Raw genomic sequence first — 16,187 nt, 5'->3', positions numbered from 1 at the left:
ATCGCTATGCCTACAATTCATCTGACTACTGTCATTCGTGCTCCAATGGACAGGGTTTTTGACCTAAGCCGGAGCATCACCCTGCATAAGCGCAGTATGTTGCATTTGCAGGAAGACGCTATCAAAGGCCGTGTAAACGGACTGATTGAAGCTGACGAAACAGTAACCTGGCAAGCTAAACATTTGGGAAAGATCAGACAGCTGACCACCCGCATTACGGAAATGCGCCATAAGGACTATTTCTGTGATGAGATGGTAGAAGGAGACTTTACCTATATGAGGCATGAGCATCATTTCAAGCAAATCGAGAATGCAACGATTGCTATTGATGTATTTGAATTTGGCACCCCTTACGGGCGCCTGGGCAGATGGTTTGAGAAGCTTTACCTGAACAAGTACATGACACAGTTGCTCAAAATGCGTAATGATGCCATCAAGGACTATGCGGAGAGCGAAAAATGGAGAGTAATACTAGATTGATAATGAGCAAAGAAGAAATTGAGTTTCCATCTTTAGAAGTATGTTTATCGCCTGCTTTACTGCACCTGCATGAGGTGAAAGGCAGTATCGTAGTGATTATCGATGTGTTGAGAGCCACTTCCACCATTTGTACAGCATTGTACAATGGTGCTACCAGGGTGATTCCAGTGGCTACTGTGCCGGATTGCATCCGTATCGGAGCCGAACTGGGCGCCATCACTGCCGGCGAAAGAGATGGCCGGGTGGCCGAAGGTCTGGAACATGGCAACTCACCTTTTGAATATTCCCCTGCGTTTATTCAAAACAAAACATTAGTGCTCACTACTACCAATGGCACCAAGCTGCTGCATATGGCTAAGGATGCGGAACAGATCATCACGGGTTCTTTCCCTAACCTTTCTGCTGTGTGCGATTACCTGGTTGCACAAAAGCGCCCTGTAATACTTGGTTGCGCTGCCTGGAAAGATAGGGTGAACTTGGAAGATACCCTCTTTGCCGGAGCTGTGATCAGCCGGATAAAGGAGCATTTTCATATTAATGATGATGCTGCACTGGCTGCCGAAATGCTGTATACCTTCAACAAGGATAACATCCAGGAAATGATGACACAGGCATCGCATTACAAACGTCTTGCGAAGTTTGGTTTACAAAAGGATATTCAATATTGCCTGACTCCGGATGGGGCAAATGTGCTTCCGATCTATAAAAATGGAGAGCTGGTAATTGCAAAATAATTCTTAAAAGTTCCCGGCAATGAAAATCGCCGGGAACTTCTTATTTTATTGAAACCCTTTTCTGTTCAGGGGTTTATTCATGGTACCCCCGTTCACTCCTTCACTGCAACCCTTTTGCCCATCTTTTTTACGATTTTTCTGTGTACTTTTGTGAATTGCCTTCTTGCCATCTGCTAAATATTTTAGTTTTTAACCCGCAAGTGGTCAGAATAAAATAAGGCAAACTGATACTATGTCGCTACCCCAGTTGCTCAAATATGTGTACAATAACGGAACCGATGAGGTAATCCGCAGGGGGAAACGCATATTTGCTACTGGTGGTGTAGAATTGATTGAGGCAGACCCTATCCTGAAATCGGCCACCTTTCGAGTGAAGAGCGATACCCATGCTAACTACTACCGCGTTTCCATCAGCAAATATCATGAGACCAGCAACATGTCTGTGCGCTGCCAATGCCCCTACAACCTGGGAGACATTTGCCGGCATGAGGCGGCTGCTATGTTCCAGTTGCAGGAAATGCTGGATAAGAATCAGTTTGAGAATTTTGAAACTTTGTATAACCAGCAGCATACGCTGGTAAAGATAAAGTCGATTGATATAAAGGCCCTGAAACTCCTGACCTCCAATGACCTGTTCATGGAAGCGGAGAAACTGGCCAAGCAGAGCAAGGCGATCAAGGTGCAGTCAGCGAAAGACGAGAAGGTTGAAGCAATTGTGAAGGAGAACGGTACCGAATACCCTGTAATTCTGCAGCGGAATGAAGAACGTTTCTTTGACACCAGCTGTACCTGCGATGAGTCGGAACATGCTATCTGTAAGCACAAGACCGCCCTTTTCCTGAACCTGCTGAATAATAATGGTCCTTACTATTTTGATAGCCTGCGTAACTGGGATAAGGAGAAAAACAAACTGCTCGCGCTCTATGGTTATTCCCTTAGTGATGACCTGGATGGTAAGTTCACCTTTGCCTATATGGAAGGGAAGCCTTTCCTGCGGGTGCTGGATCCCAGTATCAAAAGAGTGGATGGCCTGACAGCCGGCCGCCAGCCGGCACCGCCCCCTCCTACTGAAACTGCTGTTGTGATAACTCACAGGGTTGGTGTGGTATTTAACGGGAACGAACCCCTGTACCCTTTCTTCAGGATTGACCTGGTAAGCGGGGAAGTGAACGATGAGCAGGATGCCTTCGTATCGCTGGTGAGTAAACTGGATCTGACCAAGTACGTAGATTTCTACCTATATAAAGAACAGGATCGCGATCTCATTACGCCTGTGCGAAAAGTGCAGGGTACAGAAGTGAGCAAGTTCCTGAGCAAGAACTCCCCTTTTGCAGGCATCTGGGAAAACATTACCCACGACAATAACGAATCGGCACTACCTACAGAAACCAAGGAGCTGATGCTGGAATACCTGCATCCCAAGCTCGCCAAACTGTTTCCGCAGATAGCAGCCCATGGTTTATTGTTCCTGCTGCCTAACCGCCAGCAGTTCAAAACCAGGAACCTCCAGACCGTACAGCTGGCAGGTGAAAGGTTGCAGCCTATTTTTAAGACACATGCAGGGAAAGACGTAGTTGAAATTACCTGCCATGTATCTATACAGGGTGAACTGATGAGTGTATCGGACAATGAATGGGATAGTTCTATCCTGTTCCTGAAGAATAAAGTGCTGTACCTGTTCGAAAATCCACAGGATGCACTGCATGTAGAACTGTTCCGCGAACAGGGCCGCCTGCGCATTCCGGTTGCTGAATGGAGTACTTACCTGAAAGATTACCTGTTGCCACTGAGCAAACAGTATAACATCCAATTTGATCATACCCTGCTGGCAGAAGTAGACGATGTGGTGCCGGAGGCAAGGGTATTCCTGCGTGAAGTAGGTGAAACGTTTATTATCCAGCCGGGCTTCGCCTATCACGGGCAGGAAGTGGAGTGGAATGATGATGCAAAGATCACCGTGCAGGAAGGGAATAAGGTGCTGATCATTCACCGTAACAAAGAGGCGGAACAGCAATTCGTAGAAAAGCTGGCCAGCCTGCATACCAGCTTCGCCACGCCTAATAATAACAACTACTTCTTCCTGAGAGCAAAAGAGGCGCTGAAGAACAACTGGTTCTTCCTCTTCTTCGATGCCCTGAAGGAAATGAACGTACGTGTGTTTGGGTTTGAGAACCTGAAAAACTTTAAGTTCAGTGCCTACAAGCCGGTGACCAATTTACAGATCAGCTCCGGCATCGACTGGTTCGATGCACAGATTGAAGTATTGTATGGTGATCAGAAAGTAAGCATCCGCGACATTAAGCACGCGCTGAACAACAAGCAGAACTATGTACAACTGGCAGATGGCTCCCTGGGCCTGCTGCCGGAAGAATGGCTGAAGAAATATTCCCTGCTCTTCAAGATCGGGGAAGAAAAAGATAAAGGTGCGCTGAAACTGAGTAAGTACAATTTCAGTGTGATCGATGAGCTTTATGAGTTCATTGATGATGAAGCGATCCTGTCTGAACTGGAGAGCAAGCGTAGAAAGCTGCTGCAGTTCGACGAGATCCGTAATATTGACCTGCCTTACAACCTGGAAGCTACCCTGCGCCCCTACCAGGAAAGCGGTTTCCAGTGGCTGAACTACCTCGACGAAGTAAAGTGGGGAGGCATCCTGGCAGACGATATGGGTCTTGGTAAAACCATCCAGGCGCTGACTTTTATACAGCACTACAAGAACAAGAACGAAGGTAAATGTATGGCGCTGGTAGTATGTCCTACCACGCTGATCTATAACTGGGAAAATGAGATCAGGAAGTTTACCCCTTCCATGAGATATCATATTCACCACGGTCCTGCCCGACTGAAGGACGCGGAAACCTTACAACAATTCGACATCCTGATCACTACCTACGGTACGCTGCGCAGTGACATCACATTGCTGATGAAACTGGCGCTGGACTATGTAGTACTGGATGAATCGCAGGCTATCAAGAATCCGCAGAGTAAGGTGACCAAGGCCGCGCAATTGCTCAATACCCGCAACAAGCTGGCTTTGAGTGGTACCCCAATGCAGAACAACACTTTTGATATATACGCGCAGATGAACTTCCTGAACCCGGGCATGCTGGGTAGCGTGGATTTCTTCCGCAATGAATTTGCCACACCAATTGACAAGTTCCAGGACGAAGAACGTAAAGATCATTTGCGTAAACTGATCTATCCTTTTATACTGCGCCGTACCAAGGAGCAGGTAGCGAAGGATCTGCCGGAGAAGATCGAGACAGTGATTTTCTGTGAAATGGATGCGGAACAGCGACATATTTATGATGCGTACCGTAATTCTTATCGCAGCAAGATCCTGGGTGTAATAGAAGATCAGGGTATGGAGCGTTCACAGCTCACCATCCTGCAAGGCTTGATGAAGCTGCGCCAGATCTGTGATTCCCCTGCTATCCTGAATGAGGCAGAGCAATATCCTAATCACTCGGTGAAACTGCATGAGCTGACCCGCGAGATGTCTGAAAACATCGGTAATCACAAGGTGCTGATCTTCTCCCAGTTCCTCGGTATGCTGGGGCTGATCAGGGAAAAGCTGCAGCATATGAAGGTACAGTTTGAGTACTTTGATGGTAGCACCAGCACCAGCGAGCGTGAAAGGGCGATCCAGAATTTCCAGAATAACGAAGAATCCCGTGTATTCCTCATCTCCCTCAAAGCGGGTGGTGTGGGTCTGAACCTCACAGCGGCAGACTATGTATATATTGTAGACCCATGGTGGAACCCGGCGGTAGAGCAACAGGCGATAGACCGTACACACCGTATCGGGCAAACGAAAAATATCTTTGCTTACCGTATGATCTGTAAGGATACCGTAGAGGAAAAGATCCTACAATTGCAGGAGCGTAAGAAATCGCTGGTAAAAGAGATCATTGCTGACGATAGCGGTTTTATCAAGAAGCTGACAAAAGAGGATGTATTGTACCTCTTCAGCTAGCAATAATGAGCCAGCCATTTTATAATCAGTACCGGTACGCCAAAGGCGATTCCCATTCCATATAGTAAATTCAGCCAGAACATGGACCCAGCTGCGCCCAGGTAGATTAATGCTACAATGGGTACGGTAAGGACTTTGAGCCACATTGGTGTGTTTTCGCCATGCCAGATGGTTTCCCACAATACCCTGGCATCTGTGATGCTGGGGAAGGCGTGCATAGCGATAGCGAAACCGAAATACAGCATTACGAAATCCAGGAAATTTCCTTCTCCAAGAATGAATACGGGCACTGCTGCGGGAAAAGCGATTGCCAGTCCCAGTAGGGTATTGATAATAAATGGTCCGAGACAGATGAACAGCTGGTGAACCGGGTTACGTACCGGCTCGTGCTTTACATAACCGGCGGGATCTGCCATCTGGAAATATTTCACATCAAATACTGCAACGCCGAAGATCCGGCAGAATAACTGGTGCGCGAATTCATGTACAACAATACCAGGGAAGGTGATGAGGGCGATGTATATACCGGGTACAAAGATCATAAGTTCCTGAGATTAATGTGTTGGGTGATGATGCGATTGAGGGAATCGGCAGGGTGAAAGGAATCAGTGCCCAGGCCGTCCATCTGACTGAGGGCTTCTTTGGCACCAGTTATATCATTGTTGCAATACCTGGCTACGCCGAGTGTGAACAATGTAGTGCTGGAGAGTGGCGATAATTTGTTGGCTTGTTCGGCCAGCGCCAGTGCTTCTTTATCTTTTTTCAGCATGAGCAGTACGATCGCTTTTTCTGCGAGTGCAGATGGCTGTTCATGATTATAGGATAGCCTGCGGTTGCATTCCGCGAGTGCTTCAGTATATTTTTTTTCCTGTCTCAAACTAATAGAGAGAAACTGGGAGGCCCACCAGTTAGTTGGATTTTCATGAACTATTTTAGTGAATATGCTATCTGCTTCCCGGAAGCGGTTATCCATGAAATACCCTGTTCCTTTGGAGAATTCCTGGTGCTGTTTATTATCTTTCAACCACATTTCCCGGACAGATTCAACTTCTTCTTCCAGGTCAGGGTTCATTTTATAAGTGGGTTTTTTATCCAGCTCATTTAAGATTGCAATGGCCTGTTCGAGTTCTCCATTGAAATAATAGGCCCTGAGCAGGTGTACTTTGGATTTTTCATGTGCAGGATAAAGGTGTAGTACCTGGTAAAACGCTGCCCGGGCGGATATAAACTCCCTGTTATCCGCAAAGTCAAGTCCTTTCTCGAAAGTGATGGCTGCTTTGAACTGATCTTTGAATTTATAGACAGAAAGGGCGAAGAGGATACCTAAGCCAATCGCGCCCAGTAAGATGTTCTTTTTTAACGGGTAGCGGCTAAATCGTTTCCGGCATGTTTTACACAACTTCACCGGGTAGCCGGGTTCATAATCCGGGCTATTACATTGGAAACAGGCATCTGGAATATCCTGTTCTTCTTCAGTAGGGGCATTCTCGTTCATAGGTGTATAAACAGATTAAGCGGCAAAAGTTATATATTAAAATTCATTTTACAAAAAGGGGGGGGATTGTGTCCTTTGGGATTTAATTATACCTGCTGCCGGCTATCGCCTGCCCTGGTAAAGCCCGGGGAGAATTGGCGTGTTTTGAATGGAATGGTTTTTTTGGGAATATTTTAACCCTTTCTTTTACTCCTATTCCATTAAATTTGCCTAATATTCTTTTTCAAGACTTATACTTAAACATGAAGAAAATATTCTTTACGCTTGGATTACTGGGGCTTTCTTACGGAATTTTTGCCCAGGACAACGCTGCCGGCACATTAGTTTCGACAAAAGCAAAGAGTGCTGCACAACATTCCAAGGATTTTCTGGTGATCGAATTTGGTTATGTTGGTCTGACTGGTACGGGTGCCAGCAACCTGGATACTAAGTTTAACCGGACTCTCAATGTTGCCCTGATGTACGATATTCCGCTGACAGGAAGTAATTTCAGCCTGGCTCCTGGTATTGGTATTGGGAATGATAACTACATTTTCAATAACATGGTGCTGGATATAACTAATACAACAGCTCCTACCAGGACAGCTACTGATGCGTATAAGAAATCAAAACTGGCTACTACCTACCTGGAAATCCCATTGGAACTGCGTTTCCGCCAGGTACCAGATAATGCTAATAAAGGTTTTAAAGCGGCTATTGGTCTGAAAGCAGGTTACCTGATGAATGCGCATACCCGTACTATAGGCAATGTGACTGGTTTCAAAGTAATTGAAAAAGAAAGTAGTAAGTACTGGTTTAATACCTTCCGTTTTGCGGGTACTGCAAGAATTGGTTATGGTAACTGGGCTTTGTTCGGTACTTATGCGCTGAATAGTTTATTTAAGGATAACAATACATATTCTGTGAATTCTTATTCCTTTGGGATTAGCGTGAGCGGTCTGTAATTGTACCTGGTATAATAATATTGTAGCGGTCTGGCCTTGTGGTCAGACCGCTACGTGTTTTTAATAAGTTTGTTTGCTCGATGAATGGCGTAATTCTGTCTTTGTTGCAGGGAGATTTGCCAGTGGTTTTAGTTTCCTGTAAAGACGGGTTTTCTTTTTTCTATAAATGCTTTGATACCTTCTTTGTTGTCTGAGGTATTGCCGGCTATTTCCTGGCAGTAAGCTTCATAATCCAGTACGGTATCCAGGTCTTCAGTCATTCCTGTGGTTAGCATTTTCTTTAATAATGCAATGGCTTTGGTCGGTGCATTGGCATAGAACAAAGCTTCTTCCTGTACGACCTGATCCAGCTCCTCTCCTTTTACTACTTTATTGACCAGGCCCAGTTCCTTTGCCTCGGCAGCGGAGAGTTTAGTGGCTTTGGTAGCCAGCTCAAAAGCCCTGTGGTAGCCGACGGTACGGGGTAGAAAATAAGATGACCCGGAGTCCAGCACAAGCGCAATATTGATAAAGATCTCGATCAGCGAAGCGGTTTCGTTTGCAATGATCAGGTCGCATGCCAGTGCCAGGGAGCATCCTGCGCCGGCGGCAACACCATTGAGTTTGCAGATAATGGGTTTGGGCATATTGCGGATAGCGCGGATAATGGGATTATATCGTTTGTGCAGGGAGTCACTCAGCTTGCGGTCACCTGCTTCCATGGCGGCTTTCAGGTCTTGCCCGCTGCAAAAGGCTTTGCCTGCACCAGTAAGAACAACGGCTCTTACCTGCGGATCTTTTTCTACCTGTTTCAGGGCTTCCTGCAGTTCATAGCTTTGTTCATCGTTAAATGCGTTGTAAACGTCGGGGCGATTGAGGGTGATGGTGGCGATGTGGTCTTGTACGTGGAGGAGGATTGTATTCATTGGGGGAATGTTTTTGGGAAAAAAGAGGTTGTCTCAGGATGAGGAATTGTTTAGATCATTATTGAGACAACCTCTATTTGAATTATAAAGTTTCGGAGAGCCAGCTGAAGAATTCACGCTGCCATACCAAAGCATTTTGTGGCTTCAGTACCCAGTGGTTTTCTTCGGGGAAGTAGAGCAGTTTGCTCCTGATACCTTTCAGCTGGGCGAGCTGGAAGGCCTGTAAACCCTGCTCGATTGGAACGCGGAAGTCCACACCGCCCTGGATAATAAGGATCGGTGTATTCCATTTGTTCGCATACTCGCTTGGGTTGAATTGCTTGTAAGCATTTGCATTTGCCGGATCGAAGTAAGCCCCAATATCCCAGTTGGCGAAGAACAGTTCTTCGGTAGTGCCATACCAGCTCTTCAGGTCAAAGAGACCATCGTGAGCGATGAGGGTTTTGAAGCGGTTTTCGTGTACGCCTGCCAGCATGTATACTGAGTAGCCGCCATAGCTGGCGCCAACAGCACCGAGTCTGCTCTTGTCTACATAAGCTTCTTTGCTTACATCGTCGATGGCGCTCAGGTAGTCGCGGATGGGCTGACCACCCCAGTCTTTACTGATGCTAGCATTCCATTCTACACCATGACCTGGCATCCCACGGCGGTTAGGAGCCACGATGATATAGCCTTGGGAAGCCATGAGCTGGAAGTTCCAGCGATAGGAATAGAATTGGGAAACTGCAGATTGAGGGCCACCCTGGCAGTAGAGCAGGGTTGGATATTTTTTGTTAGGATCGAAGTTAGGCGGATAGATCACCCAGCTTAGCATGTCCTTGTTGTCGGTGGTTTTGGTCCAGCGCTTTTCTATTTTACACATGGCGGTGTTGTCATAGAAGGCTTTGTTTACGCTGGTGAGTGGGGTGACAGTGCCTTTGGGCAGGGCTACGGTAAAGAGCTCTGCGGCGTGGTTCATATCGGTACGTGTTACTACCAGGGTATTGCCTGCCTGGCCTACGATACCGGAGATGTCGAAGTCGCCGCTGGTTACCTGGCGAATGGTTTTGGTGCCCAGGGTGAGCTCGTGCAGCTGTTCGGTGCCTTTGATCACTGCGAGGAAGTAGAGTTGTTTGCCATCTTTACTCCAGTGGAAAGAGGCAACGGTATTATCCCAGTCTTTGGTGAGATTGGTTTTGGTGCCGGTGCTGCGATCCAGGATGGTGATATCGTTTTTATCGGATTCGTATCCGTCGTGAGCCATGGAAAGCCATGCGAGGGATTTACCATCAGGGCTGAAAACAGGGCTTACATCGTAGCCTTTGTTTCCTTCAGAGAGGTTTTTAGTGCTTTTGTCAGCGAGGTTGTATTCGTAAATTTCGGTATTGGTGCTGAGGGCGTATTCTTTGCCCGCCTTTTTCTTGGAGACGTAGATGATGCTTTTGCTATCGGGGCTCCAGATCATATCTTCTGCACCGCCGAAGGGCATAGTTGGACAATCGTAAGGCTCGTTTGGCATGATATCTACGGGTGTACCGATCTTTCCATCTTCGTAGGTGGCGTAGAAAACGTGTTGGAAGTTGCCATCTTCCCAGGTATCCCAGTGGCGGTAGTTCAGGTTATCGTAGATCTGCACGTTTGATTTCGGCAGGTCTGCGTAGTGGTCTGCGCCGCTTATTTTCTGGATCTTTACTTCCTTGGAGAAGAGGATATATTTGCCATCGGGAGAGATGCGGATGTTTGAGAGGGCTTCTTCGCCATGTGTTTTTTGTGTAGGGTTGCTGCCATCGGCATTCATTTCCCAATATTGCCCTTTCAGGGAATAGCCGATTTTATTGCCGGGCCGGGCGCTTACGTCTCCTTCGCCACCTGGGGAGGTAGTGAGCTGCGTAGCAGCGCCACCGGCCACAGGAATGGACCAGAGATTTTTCTCGCCTTTATTGTCGGCGACGTTATAGTTCGTCACCCCAAAAATTACAGACTTTCCATCTGCCGTAACTGATTCCCCGCTCACTCTGCCCAGTTGCCAGAGCCGTTCAGGTGTCATTTTCTCCTGGGCCATTGCCATAGTTGTGATGAATAGTGATGTTAACAAAAGAGGTTTATGCATGTTCAGATTTTGTTTGGACGCTAAAATTATGGAAAAATGTTAGTCTGAGGGCTTTTCTTACCTTTGCCAAAATTATTACAGACATTGATTGAGAAAAAACAAATTGTTGAGCAGGAAGAGCGGGTGGTAATAGTGGGGTTGATACATAAGGAGCAAAACAACGAGCGCCAGGTACAGGAGTACCTGGATGAGTTGGTGTTCCTGGCGGAGACGGCCGGCGCTGTGACTGTGAAGAGGTTTACCCAAAAGCTGCAACACCCTGACAGAGCAACTTTCGTAGGAAAGGGAAAGCTGGAAGAAATAAGAGATTTTGTACAAGGTAGAAATATCAACCTGGTCATTTTCGATGATGAACTGACGGGTTCCCAGATATCTAATATACAGGATGTATTGAAAATCAAGGTGATAGATCGTAGTGACCTGATCCTGGATATTTTTGCCCGCAGGGCTCGTACTGCGCAGGCGAAGGTGCAGGTGGAGCTGGCACAGTATCAATATATTCTGCCAAGGCTGAGGGGTATGTGGAGTCACCTGGAGAGACAGGGAGGTGGTATAGGTAGCAGGGGGCCGGGTGAAACGGAGATAGAAACGGACCGTCGTATTGTGAAGGATAAGATCTCATTATTGCGTAAGCGACTGGGTGAGATTGATAAACAATCACTTACGCAGCGCAAGGATCGTGGGGAGTTAATTCGGGTGGCACTGGTGGGCTATACCAACGTGGGGAAGAGTACGATCATGAATACGCTGAGTAAGAGTGAGGTATTTGCGGAGAATAAGCTGTTTGCCACTTTGGATACGACAACCCGTAAGGTGGTGTTTGAGCAGACGCCTTTTTTGCTGAGCGATACGGTAGGGTTTATCCGTAAGCTGCCGCATCATTTGGTGGAGAGCTTTAAGTCTACGCTGGATGAGGTAAGGGAGAGTGATATCCTGTTGCATGTGGTGGATATTTCGCATCCGCAGTATGAGGACCAGGTAGAGGTGGTGAATCGCACATTGCAGGAGTTGAAGGCGTTTGACAAGCCGACTATAATGATCTTTAATAAGATGGACCTGTATGAGAAGAATACCTTTGATCAATGGTTGGCGGAAGATGTGAAGCAGGATATTTTGAATCAGCTGAAGACGGATTGGGAGACCAGGACGCAGGGGAATTGTGTGTTTATTTCTGCAATTGAGAGGAGGAACCTGGAGGAGTTGCGGAAGACGATTATGGAGAAGGTGGTGGAGTTGTACCGGGTGAGGTATCCTTATAAAACGGAATTTTTCTATTAGCATATGGGAAAGACGTATACATGGCACCGGTTTGCCGATCCGGGGATTGGTGAAAAGGATCTGACAGTACTGGAGGTAGAGGGGAAGAAGATCTCTTTTACGCGGTATGAGGGTGCTTTGTATGCGTTTGCTTATAAGTGTCCGCATGCGAGCGGGGTGATGGTGGATGGTTGGGTAGATGAGGATGGGAATGTGGTGTGTCCGTTGCACAGGTATAGGTTTAGTGTGAAGAATGGGCGGAACACCAGTGGGGAGGGGTATTTTCTGAAGACGTATCCGATTGAGGTGAGGGAGGATGGCTTGTATTTGGGGTTGGAGAAGACGGGGTTGTTTGGGTGGTAAGTTGTCAGGTTGGTGGTCTGCAGGATTGCATGGTATTTTGGTGCCTGTTGTCAGGGTGTTAAATTTCCATTAAGGACCTTGGTAATTAGCTTCAGCGATGTAATATTTGCGCATGTCTGATAACTTCTCTGAGAAGAAGATAAGCTGGTGGATCATTGGCCTGCTTATTTTTATGCATATAACAGGATTGTCTGTTACTATTATGGAGCCCGATGGTGCATTGTATGCTGGTATTGCGAAGTATATGGTGCAGCATCATGATTATCTGAATTTGTTTGCGGATGGTCAGGAGTGGCTGGATAAACCTCATTTTCCTTTCTGGATGATGGCTTTAAGCTATCAGATTTTCGGTTTTACAACATTTGCTTACAAGTTACCTGCTTTCCTGTTTTTGATGATGGGGGTATACTTTACGTATCGTTTTGCTTTTGACCTGTATGGGGATAAGGTGGCGCGGTGGTCGGTATGTATATTACTGACGGCGGAGCATTTGGTGATATCCAGTACGGATGTGCGGGCGGAGCCTTATCTGACGGGTTTGATCATAGGGGCTGTTTACTTGTTATATAAGCGGCGTTTGTTGTTGGGGGCATTGTTGACGGCATGTGCGGTAATGACGAAGGGGCCGTTTGCGTTAGTGCCGGTGGGGTGTGCGATAGCGGGGCAGTATATTTTTACGAAGCAGTGGAGGGAGTTGTTTCATTGGCGGTGGTTGGTAGTGGGGGTATTGGTGCTGGTGTTTATTACGCCGGAGTTGTTTGCATTGTATCAGCAGTTTGACGCGCATCCGGAGAAGGTGGTATTTGGGCGGACGGGGGTATCTGGTATCCGGTTTTTCTTTTGGGATAGTCAGTTTGGGCGGTTTATGAATACGGGGCCGATCAGGGGATCGGGGGATCCTTTGTTCTTTTTCCATACGGTATTGTGGGCATTTTTGCCGTGGTCGGTGATGTTGTATGCGGCGGTGGTACAGTTTATCAGGAAGCGGGAGGTAGCGGTAGAGTTTTATTGTATCAGCGGAGCCCTGAGTACGTTTTTGTTGTTTAGTATGTCGAAGTTTCAGTTACCGCATTATCTGAATATCATTTTCCCATTTTTTGCGATACTCACGGCGCAGTATATACTTTCGCTAAATAAGCCTAAATTTTTTGTTATTACGCAGCGGGTGATCATGAGTGTCATGGCGGTGGCGATAGTGGGATTATGGGCTTTATACCGGCCTCAGATCAATTATGTATTTGTGGGGTTGATAGCGGGTGTGATGGTGTTGTTTTTTGTGGTGAAGGAGGAGCGGGTATTTTTCAGGACTTGTTTGATGTCGGTGGTATTGAATTTGTTTTTGAACGGGATGTTTTATCCGGATGTATTGGGGTATCAGAGTGGGAGTTCGGCTGCGTTTTATGCGAATGAGCATTTGAGGGGTGGGGCGGTGTGTATGTATAAGGAGAATTCTTATGCGTTTAATTTTTATCTGGATGCGCCGGTGTTGAGGTCGGATACGTTGATGCAGGTGCCGGTGTTGTTGTATACGACGAGGGAGGCGATGGATAGTTTGAAGGTAAGGGGGCGGGATTGTGAGGTGTTGAAATCGTTTCCGAGGTTTCCGGTGACGAAGCTGGATGGGGAGTTTGTAAATTTTTATACGCGGAAAAGGGCTGTGGGAGAGCGGTTGTTGGTTTTGGTAAAATAATTTTCAAAAAATATTTTGCGGAAATAAAAGTTTGTCTATCTTTGCAATCCCGAAACGGGGAAAACATTCCTCCTTAGCTCAGTTGGTTAGAGCATCTGACTGTTAATCAGAGGGTCTCAGGTTCAAGTCCTGAAGGGGGAGCGAAAAAAGGGAAGGCTAGCAGTGATGCTGGCCTTTTTTTATGGGAATCATTTTCCTGGTTGGTGAGAATGGGCTTTATGTGCTTTTGATTTTAATCTCAGTACCACTTAACATTTTAAGTTCAGCAAGGTCTGACGGATCGTTAAGTTTAATAAGAAAAGCCATAAAAGAACGGCCAGAAACTGATTGCCCCTTTTCAATTTCTAAGATGTATATGGTCTTTTCCCCCATTTTAGTGATAAAACTTATTAGGTTACCAATGGTAACAGTTCCTTCGAGTAGCTTTCCTAACACAACAATCCCTTTATTATCTCTACTATTAAAAGCATCTGTTACCTGAAATTTGCCGGTTATTTGCATATCTGTTTTAGTATTGGCAGTTTTTATGAAGAAAAGTGCTTTATAGGCACAAACTTCTACCGTATTTTTGATAACACACTATTTTTTTAGTGTCTAAACCATCCTTATGCATCTGAATAGATGTTCATTGCTGTTATTGCTTTGCATAATCAGCATTGGCCTTAAAGCACAGCAAAGTAATACCCTTTGGGATAACAGGCTCAAAATGTTTGTTTACGATTTTGTTGAAAAGCCCCCTACCTTCCCGGGAGGAGAAATTGCGATGGTAGAATTTCTGCGTAAAATAAAATATCCCAAAGATCAGGAGGATTTGCAAAGTAGCCTTAAGCTATCGAAGCTAATTCACCCCCTTTAGAAAACCTTCCAACTCCCCCTCATAAATATTCGTCCTTACTATCTTCCCTTCCCTATCCACCAATACATTCGCCGGAATCACCCCCAGCTTCAGGTATTGCGCCAAAGGCGAATCGACAGCTTTCAGATCACTTACCTGCAACCATGGCAACTTATCATTGATCATTGCAATCTTCCAGGCTTCTGATCCCTGATCCAATGAAAACCCTACCAACTCTACATCTTTTTCTTTAAAAGAAGCGGTCATTTTTTTGAGATTCTCATTCAGCTTCCTGCATGGCCCACACCAGCTGGCCCAAAATTCGATCAGGGTATATTTGTGCTTGCTGAAAAAATCTTTATCCAGCACTATTTTATTTAAAGCAGTATCAATAGTATTAGTAACCGGGAACATACCTGGCGCTGTTTGGGCAATTTCTGTTTTTGCCTGTTCTTCTTTCTTGTCATCCTTGCTCGCTATCATACGGCTATAGAAGTTCTTACCATAATAGGAATTTTTGATATTGTCAGAGAATGAACTGTAGACATCCATGTAATTAGCATAAGAAAAATCCGGGGCCCCCACCAGAATGTATGCTGCGATATAGCTGTTGGGATGATCCGCTGCAAATTGATGGTAGAATGCGACTATCTTTTTGTTTGCTGCTTTGATGGCAAAAGCGTAATACAGCGCACTGTCAGGGTTGGTTGTATGCTGCGCCGCCTCGTTTAGTTGGTTGCGCTCCTGTACCAATTTGGCTTTGTTGTCATAGAATTTTTCCCAGGTATTGTGGAAGGTGGATTTTGTTTTAATCTCCTGCTCGTAGGTGGCGTGAGTACTATCTATGTCTTTTTTTACAAGCGTAAACAGATAGCTGCTGCTATCCAATAGAATTAAATTGCCACCATACTTGTATTCAATAAAGGCGGAAGAAGGATAGGGTATTTCTCCTTCCATGTGAAAGGCGTTGTTGTGTATCCTGACTGTATCTTTTCTTACAAGATTACCAAAATTAAGAACAATGATATCACTATCACCAACATCGTTTTTTGAGGGTTTGGCGTGGGTGTTGTCTATGTGGCCTTCAATGCGGAACTTTAATTGGGCAGAAACGTTGATGGAACAAAGGCCCAGCAGGCATAAACAAAGTAGACAGGTACTGTGTTGAAGTAGGGTAAATAAACGTGAACGGGTCATAAATGGTAATAGGTTATCGTGGCTGAATTAGTTACGTGGAATAAATTTGAAGATTTAAATCATTTCAGGAGCGCAAAGAAATCAGGTCAAACAAATCAAATCAAAACAGGCACACGCTTGCTACCTGGCATCAGGTTAAACCCCTTGTTCGCAAGGTAAAAAATAAGATTAAGCGAAAATGTTAAAGTTGTTTTGTCGCAAGTGCACCGTGTAATTGTCGTA

The 16,187-nt window shown here is 45.9% G+C and carries 13 protein-coding genes and 1 tRNA gene; 8 read left to right on the top strand and 6 right to left on the bottom strand.

Going from position 1 to position 16,187, the window contains the following annotated elements; translation table 11 throughout:
- The first annotated feature begins 6 nt into the window (after positions 1–6).
- The 3 genes from U0033_RS20780 (at position 7) to U0033_RS20770 (ending at position 5,190) form a co-directional block, all read left to right on the top strand.
- Positions 7–480 (top strand): SRPBCC family protein, encoded by a 474-nt coding sequence (locus U0033_RS20780; protein WP_072358743.1) that lies wholly within the window; start codon positions 7–9, stop codon positions 478–480.
- 2 nt (positions 481–482) lie between these two features.
- On the top strand, positions 483–1,214 hold the full coding sequence (locus U0033_RS20775; RefSeq protein ID WP_072358741.1) for a 2-phosphosulfolactate phosphatase: 732 nt from the start codon (positions 483–485) through the stop codon (positions 1,212–1,214).
- A 232-nt stretch (positions 1,215–1,446) separates the two neighbouring features.
- Positions 1,447–5,190 carry a DEAD/DEAH box helicase gene (locus U0033_RS20770; RefSeq protein ID WP_072358739.1) on the top strand — a complete coding sequence of 1,248 codons (3,744 nt, stop codon included), beginning with the start codon at positions 1,447–1,449 and terminating at the stop codon, positions 5,188–5,190.
- On the opposite strand, the gene U0033_RS20765 is transcribed toward U0033_RS20770, so the two are convergent.
- Both U0033_RS20765 and U0033_RS20760 read right to left on the bottom strand, forming a co-directional pair.
- On the bottom strand, positions 5,187–5,732 hold the full coding sequence (locus tag U0033_RS20765) for a metalloprotease family protein (protein WP_072358737.1): 546 nt from the start codon (positions 5,730–5,732) through the stop codon (positions 5,187–5,189). The genes U0033_RS20770 and U0033_RS20765 overlap by 4 nt on opposite strands.
- On the bottom strand, positions 5,729–6,685 hold the full coding sequence (locus U0033_RS20760) for a tetratricopeptide repeat protein (RefSeq protein WP_072358735.1): 957 nt from the start codon (positions 6,683–6,685) through the stop codon (positions 5,729–5,731). The genes U0033_RS20765 and U0033_RS20760 overlap by 4 nt, the downstream gene beginning before the upstream one ends.
- A gap of 242 nt (positions 6,686–6,927) precedes the next feature.
- On the opposite strand from U0033_RS20760, the gene U0033_RS20755 reads away from it, so the two are divergent.
- On the top strand, positions 6,928–7,629 hold the full coding sequence (locus U0033_RS20755) for an outer membrane beta-barrel protein (protein ID WP_072358733.1): 702 nt from the start codon (positions 6,928–6,930) through the stop codon (positions 7,627–7,629).
- Positions 7,630–7,757: 128 nt separating this feature from the next.
- On the opposite strand, the gene U0033_RS20750 is transcribed toward U0033_RS20755, so the two are convergent.
- Together U0033_RS20750 and U0033_RS20745 are read right to left on the bottom strand one after the other, a co-directional pair.
- Positions 7,758–8,534 (bottom strand): enoyl-CoA hydratase-related protein, encoded by a 777-nt coding sequence (locus U0033_RS20750; RefSeq protein ID WP_072358731.1) that lies wholly within the window; start codon positions 8,532–8,534, stop codon positions 7,758–7,760.
- Between the two features lie 82 nt (positions 8,535–8,616).
- Positions 8,617–10,623: a S9 family peptidase gene (locus tag U0033_RS20745; RefSeq protein ID WP_072358729.1), complete on the bottom strand. Its 2,007-nt coding sequence runs from the start codon at positions 10,621–10,623 to the stop codon at positions 8,617–8,619.
- Positions 10,624–10,686: 63 nt separating this feature from the next.
- Between U0033_RS20745 and hflX the strand changes: the two genes are divergently transcribed.
- From hflX to U0033_RS20725, 4 genes are all read left to right on the top strand, one after another.
- The gene (hflX, locus tag U0033_RS20740; RefSeq protein ID WP_245801736.1) at positions 10,687–11,901 is read left to right on the top strand and encodes a GTPase HflX; all 1,215 of its coding nucleotides are present in this window, start codon (positions 10,687–10,689) and stop codon (positions 11,899–11,901) included.
- A 3-nt stretch (positions 11,902–11,904) separates the two neighbouring features.
- The gene (locus U0033_RS20735; RefSeq protein WP_072358724.1) at positions 11,905–12,243 is read left to right on the top strand and encodes a Rieske (2Fe-2S) protein; all 339 of its coding nucleotides are present in this window, start codon (positions 11,905–11,907) and stop codon (positions 12,241–12,243) included.
- Between the two features lie 112 nt (positions 12,244–12,355).
- Positions 12,356–13,933: an ArnT family glycosyltransferase gene (locus U0033_RS20730; protein WP_072358722.1), complete on the top strand. Its 1,578-nt coding sequence runs from the start codon at positions 12,356–12,358 to the stop codon at positions 13,931–13,933.
- A gap of 67 nt (positions 13,934–14,000) precedes the next feature.
- Positions 14,001–14,074: transfer RNA gene (locus tag U0033_RS20725), tRNA-Asn, on the top strand.
- Between the two features lie 75 nt (positions 14,075–14,149).
- Here U0033_RS20725 and U0033_RS20720 read toward each other — a convergent pair.
- Together U0033_RS20720 and U0033_RS20715 are read right to left on the bottom strand one after the other, a co-directional pair.
- Positions 14,150–14,434 carry a hypothetical protein gene (locus U0033_RS20720; RefSeq protein ID WP_072358720.1) on the bottom strand — a complete coding sequence of 95 codons (285 nt, stop codon included), beginning with the start codon at positions 14,432–14,434 and terminating at the stop codon, positions 14,150–14,152.
- 337 nt (positions 14,435–14,771) lie between these two features.
- Positions 14,772–15,965 carry a TlpA disulfide reductase family protein gene (locus U0033_RS20715; RefSeq protein ID WP_083571423.1) on the bottom strand — a complete coding sequence of 398 codons (1,194 nt, stop codon included), beginning with the start codon at positions 15,963–15,965 and terminating at the stop codon, positions 14,772–14,774.
- Positions 15,966–16,187: the final 222 nt, after the last annotated feature.

The organism is Chitinophaga sancti, from assembly GCF_034424315.1.
In the GTDB taxonomy this organism is placed as follows: Bacteria; Bacteroidota; Bacteroidia; order Chitinophagales; family Chitinophagaceae; genus Chitinophaga; species Chitinophaga sancti.
This window is presented reverse-complemented; position numbering and strand designations above follow the sequence as displayed.

Excerpts from the sequence above, each read along its gene's own strand:
- U0033_RS20730 (WP_072358722.1), top strand. The coding sequence starts at position 12,356 with ATGTCTGATAACTTCTCTGAGAAGAAGATAAGCTGGTGGATCATTGGC.
- U0033_RS20770 (WP_072358739.1), top strand. The coding sequence starts at position 1,447 with ATGTCGCTACCCCAGTTGCTCAAATATGTGTACAATAACGGAACCGAT.
- U0033_RS20720 (WP_072358720.1), bottom strand. The coding sequence starts at position 14,434 with ATGCAAATAACCGGCAAATTTCAGGTAACAGATGCTTTTAATAGTAGA.
- U0033_RS20760 (WP_072358735.1), bottom strand. The coding sequence starts at position 6,685 with ATGAACGAGAATGCCCCTACTGAAGAAGAACAGGATATTCCAGATGCC.
- U0033_RS20715 (WP_083571423.1), bottom strand. The coding sequence starts at position 15,965 with ATGACCCGTTCACGTTTATTTACCCTACTTCAACACAGTACCTGTCTA.
- U0033_RS20735 (WP_072358724.1), top strand. The coding sequence starts at position 11,905 with ATGGGAAAGACGTATACATGGCACCGGTTTGCCGATCCGGGGATTGGT.
- U0033_RS20755 (WP_072358733.1), top strand. The coding sequence starts at position 6,928 with ATGAAGAAAATATTCTTTACGCTTGGATTACTGGGGCTTTCTTACGGA.
- U0033_RS20780 (WP_072358743.1), top strand. The coding sequence starts at position 7 with ATGCCTACAATTCATCTGACTACTGTCATTCGTGCTCCAATGGACAGG.
- U0033_RS20745 (WP_072358729.1), bottom strand. The coding sequence starts at position 10,623 with ATGCATAAACCTCTTTTGTTAACATCACTATTCATCACAACTATGGCA.
- U0033_RS20765 (WP_072358737.1), bottom strand. The coding sequence starts at position 5,732 with ATGATCTTTGTACCCGGTATATACATCGCCCTCATCACCTTCCCTGGT.
- U0033_RS20775 (WP_072358741.1), top strand. The coding sequence starts at position 483 with ATGAGCAAAGAAGAAATTGAGTTTCCATCTTTAGAAGTATGTTTATCG.
- U0033_RS20750 (WP_072358731.1), bottom strand. The coding sequence starts at position 8,534 with ATGAATACAATCCTCCTCCACGTACAAGACCACATCGCCACCATCACC.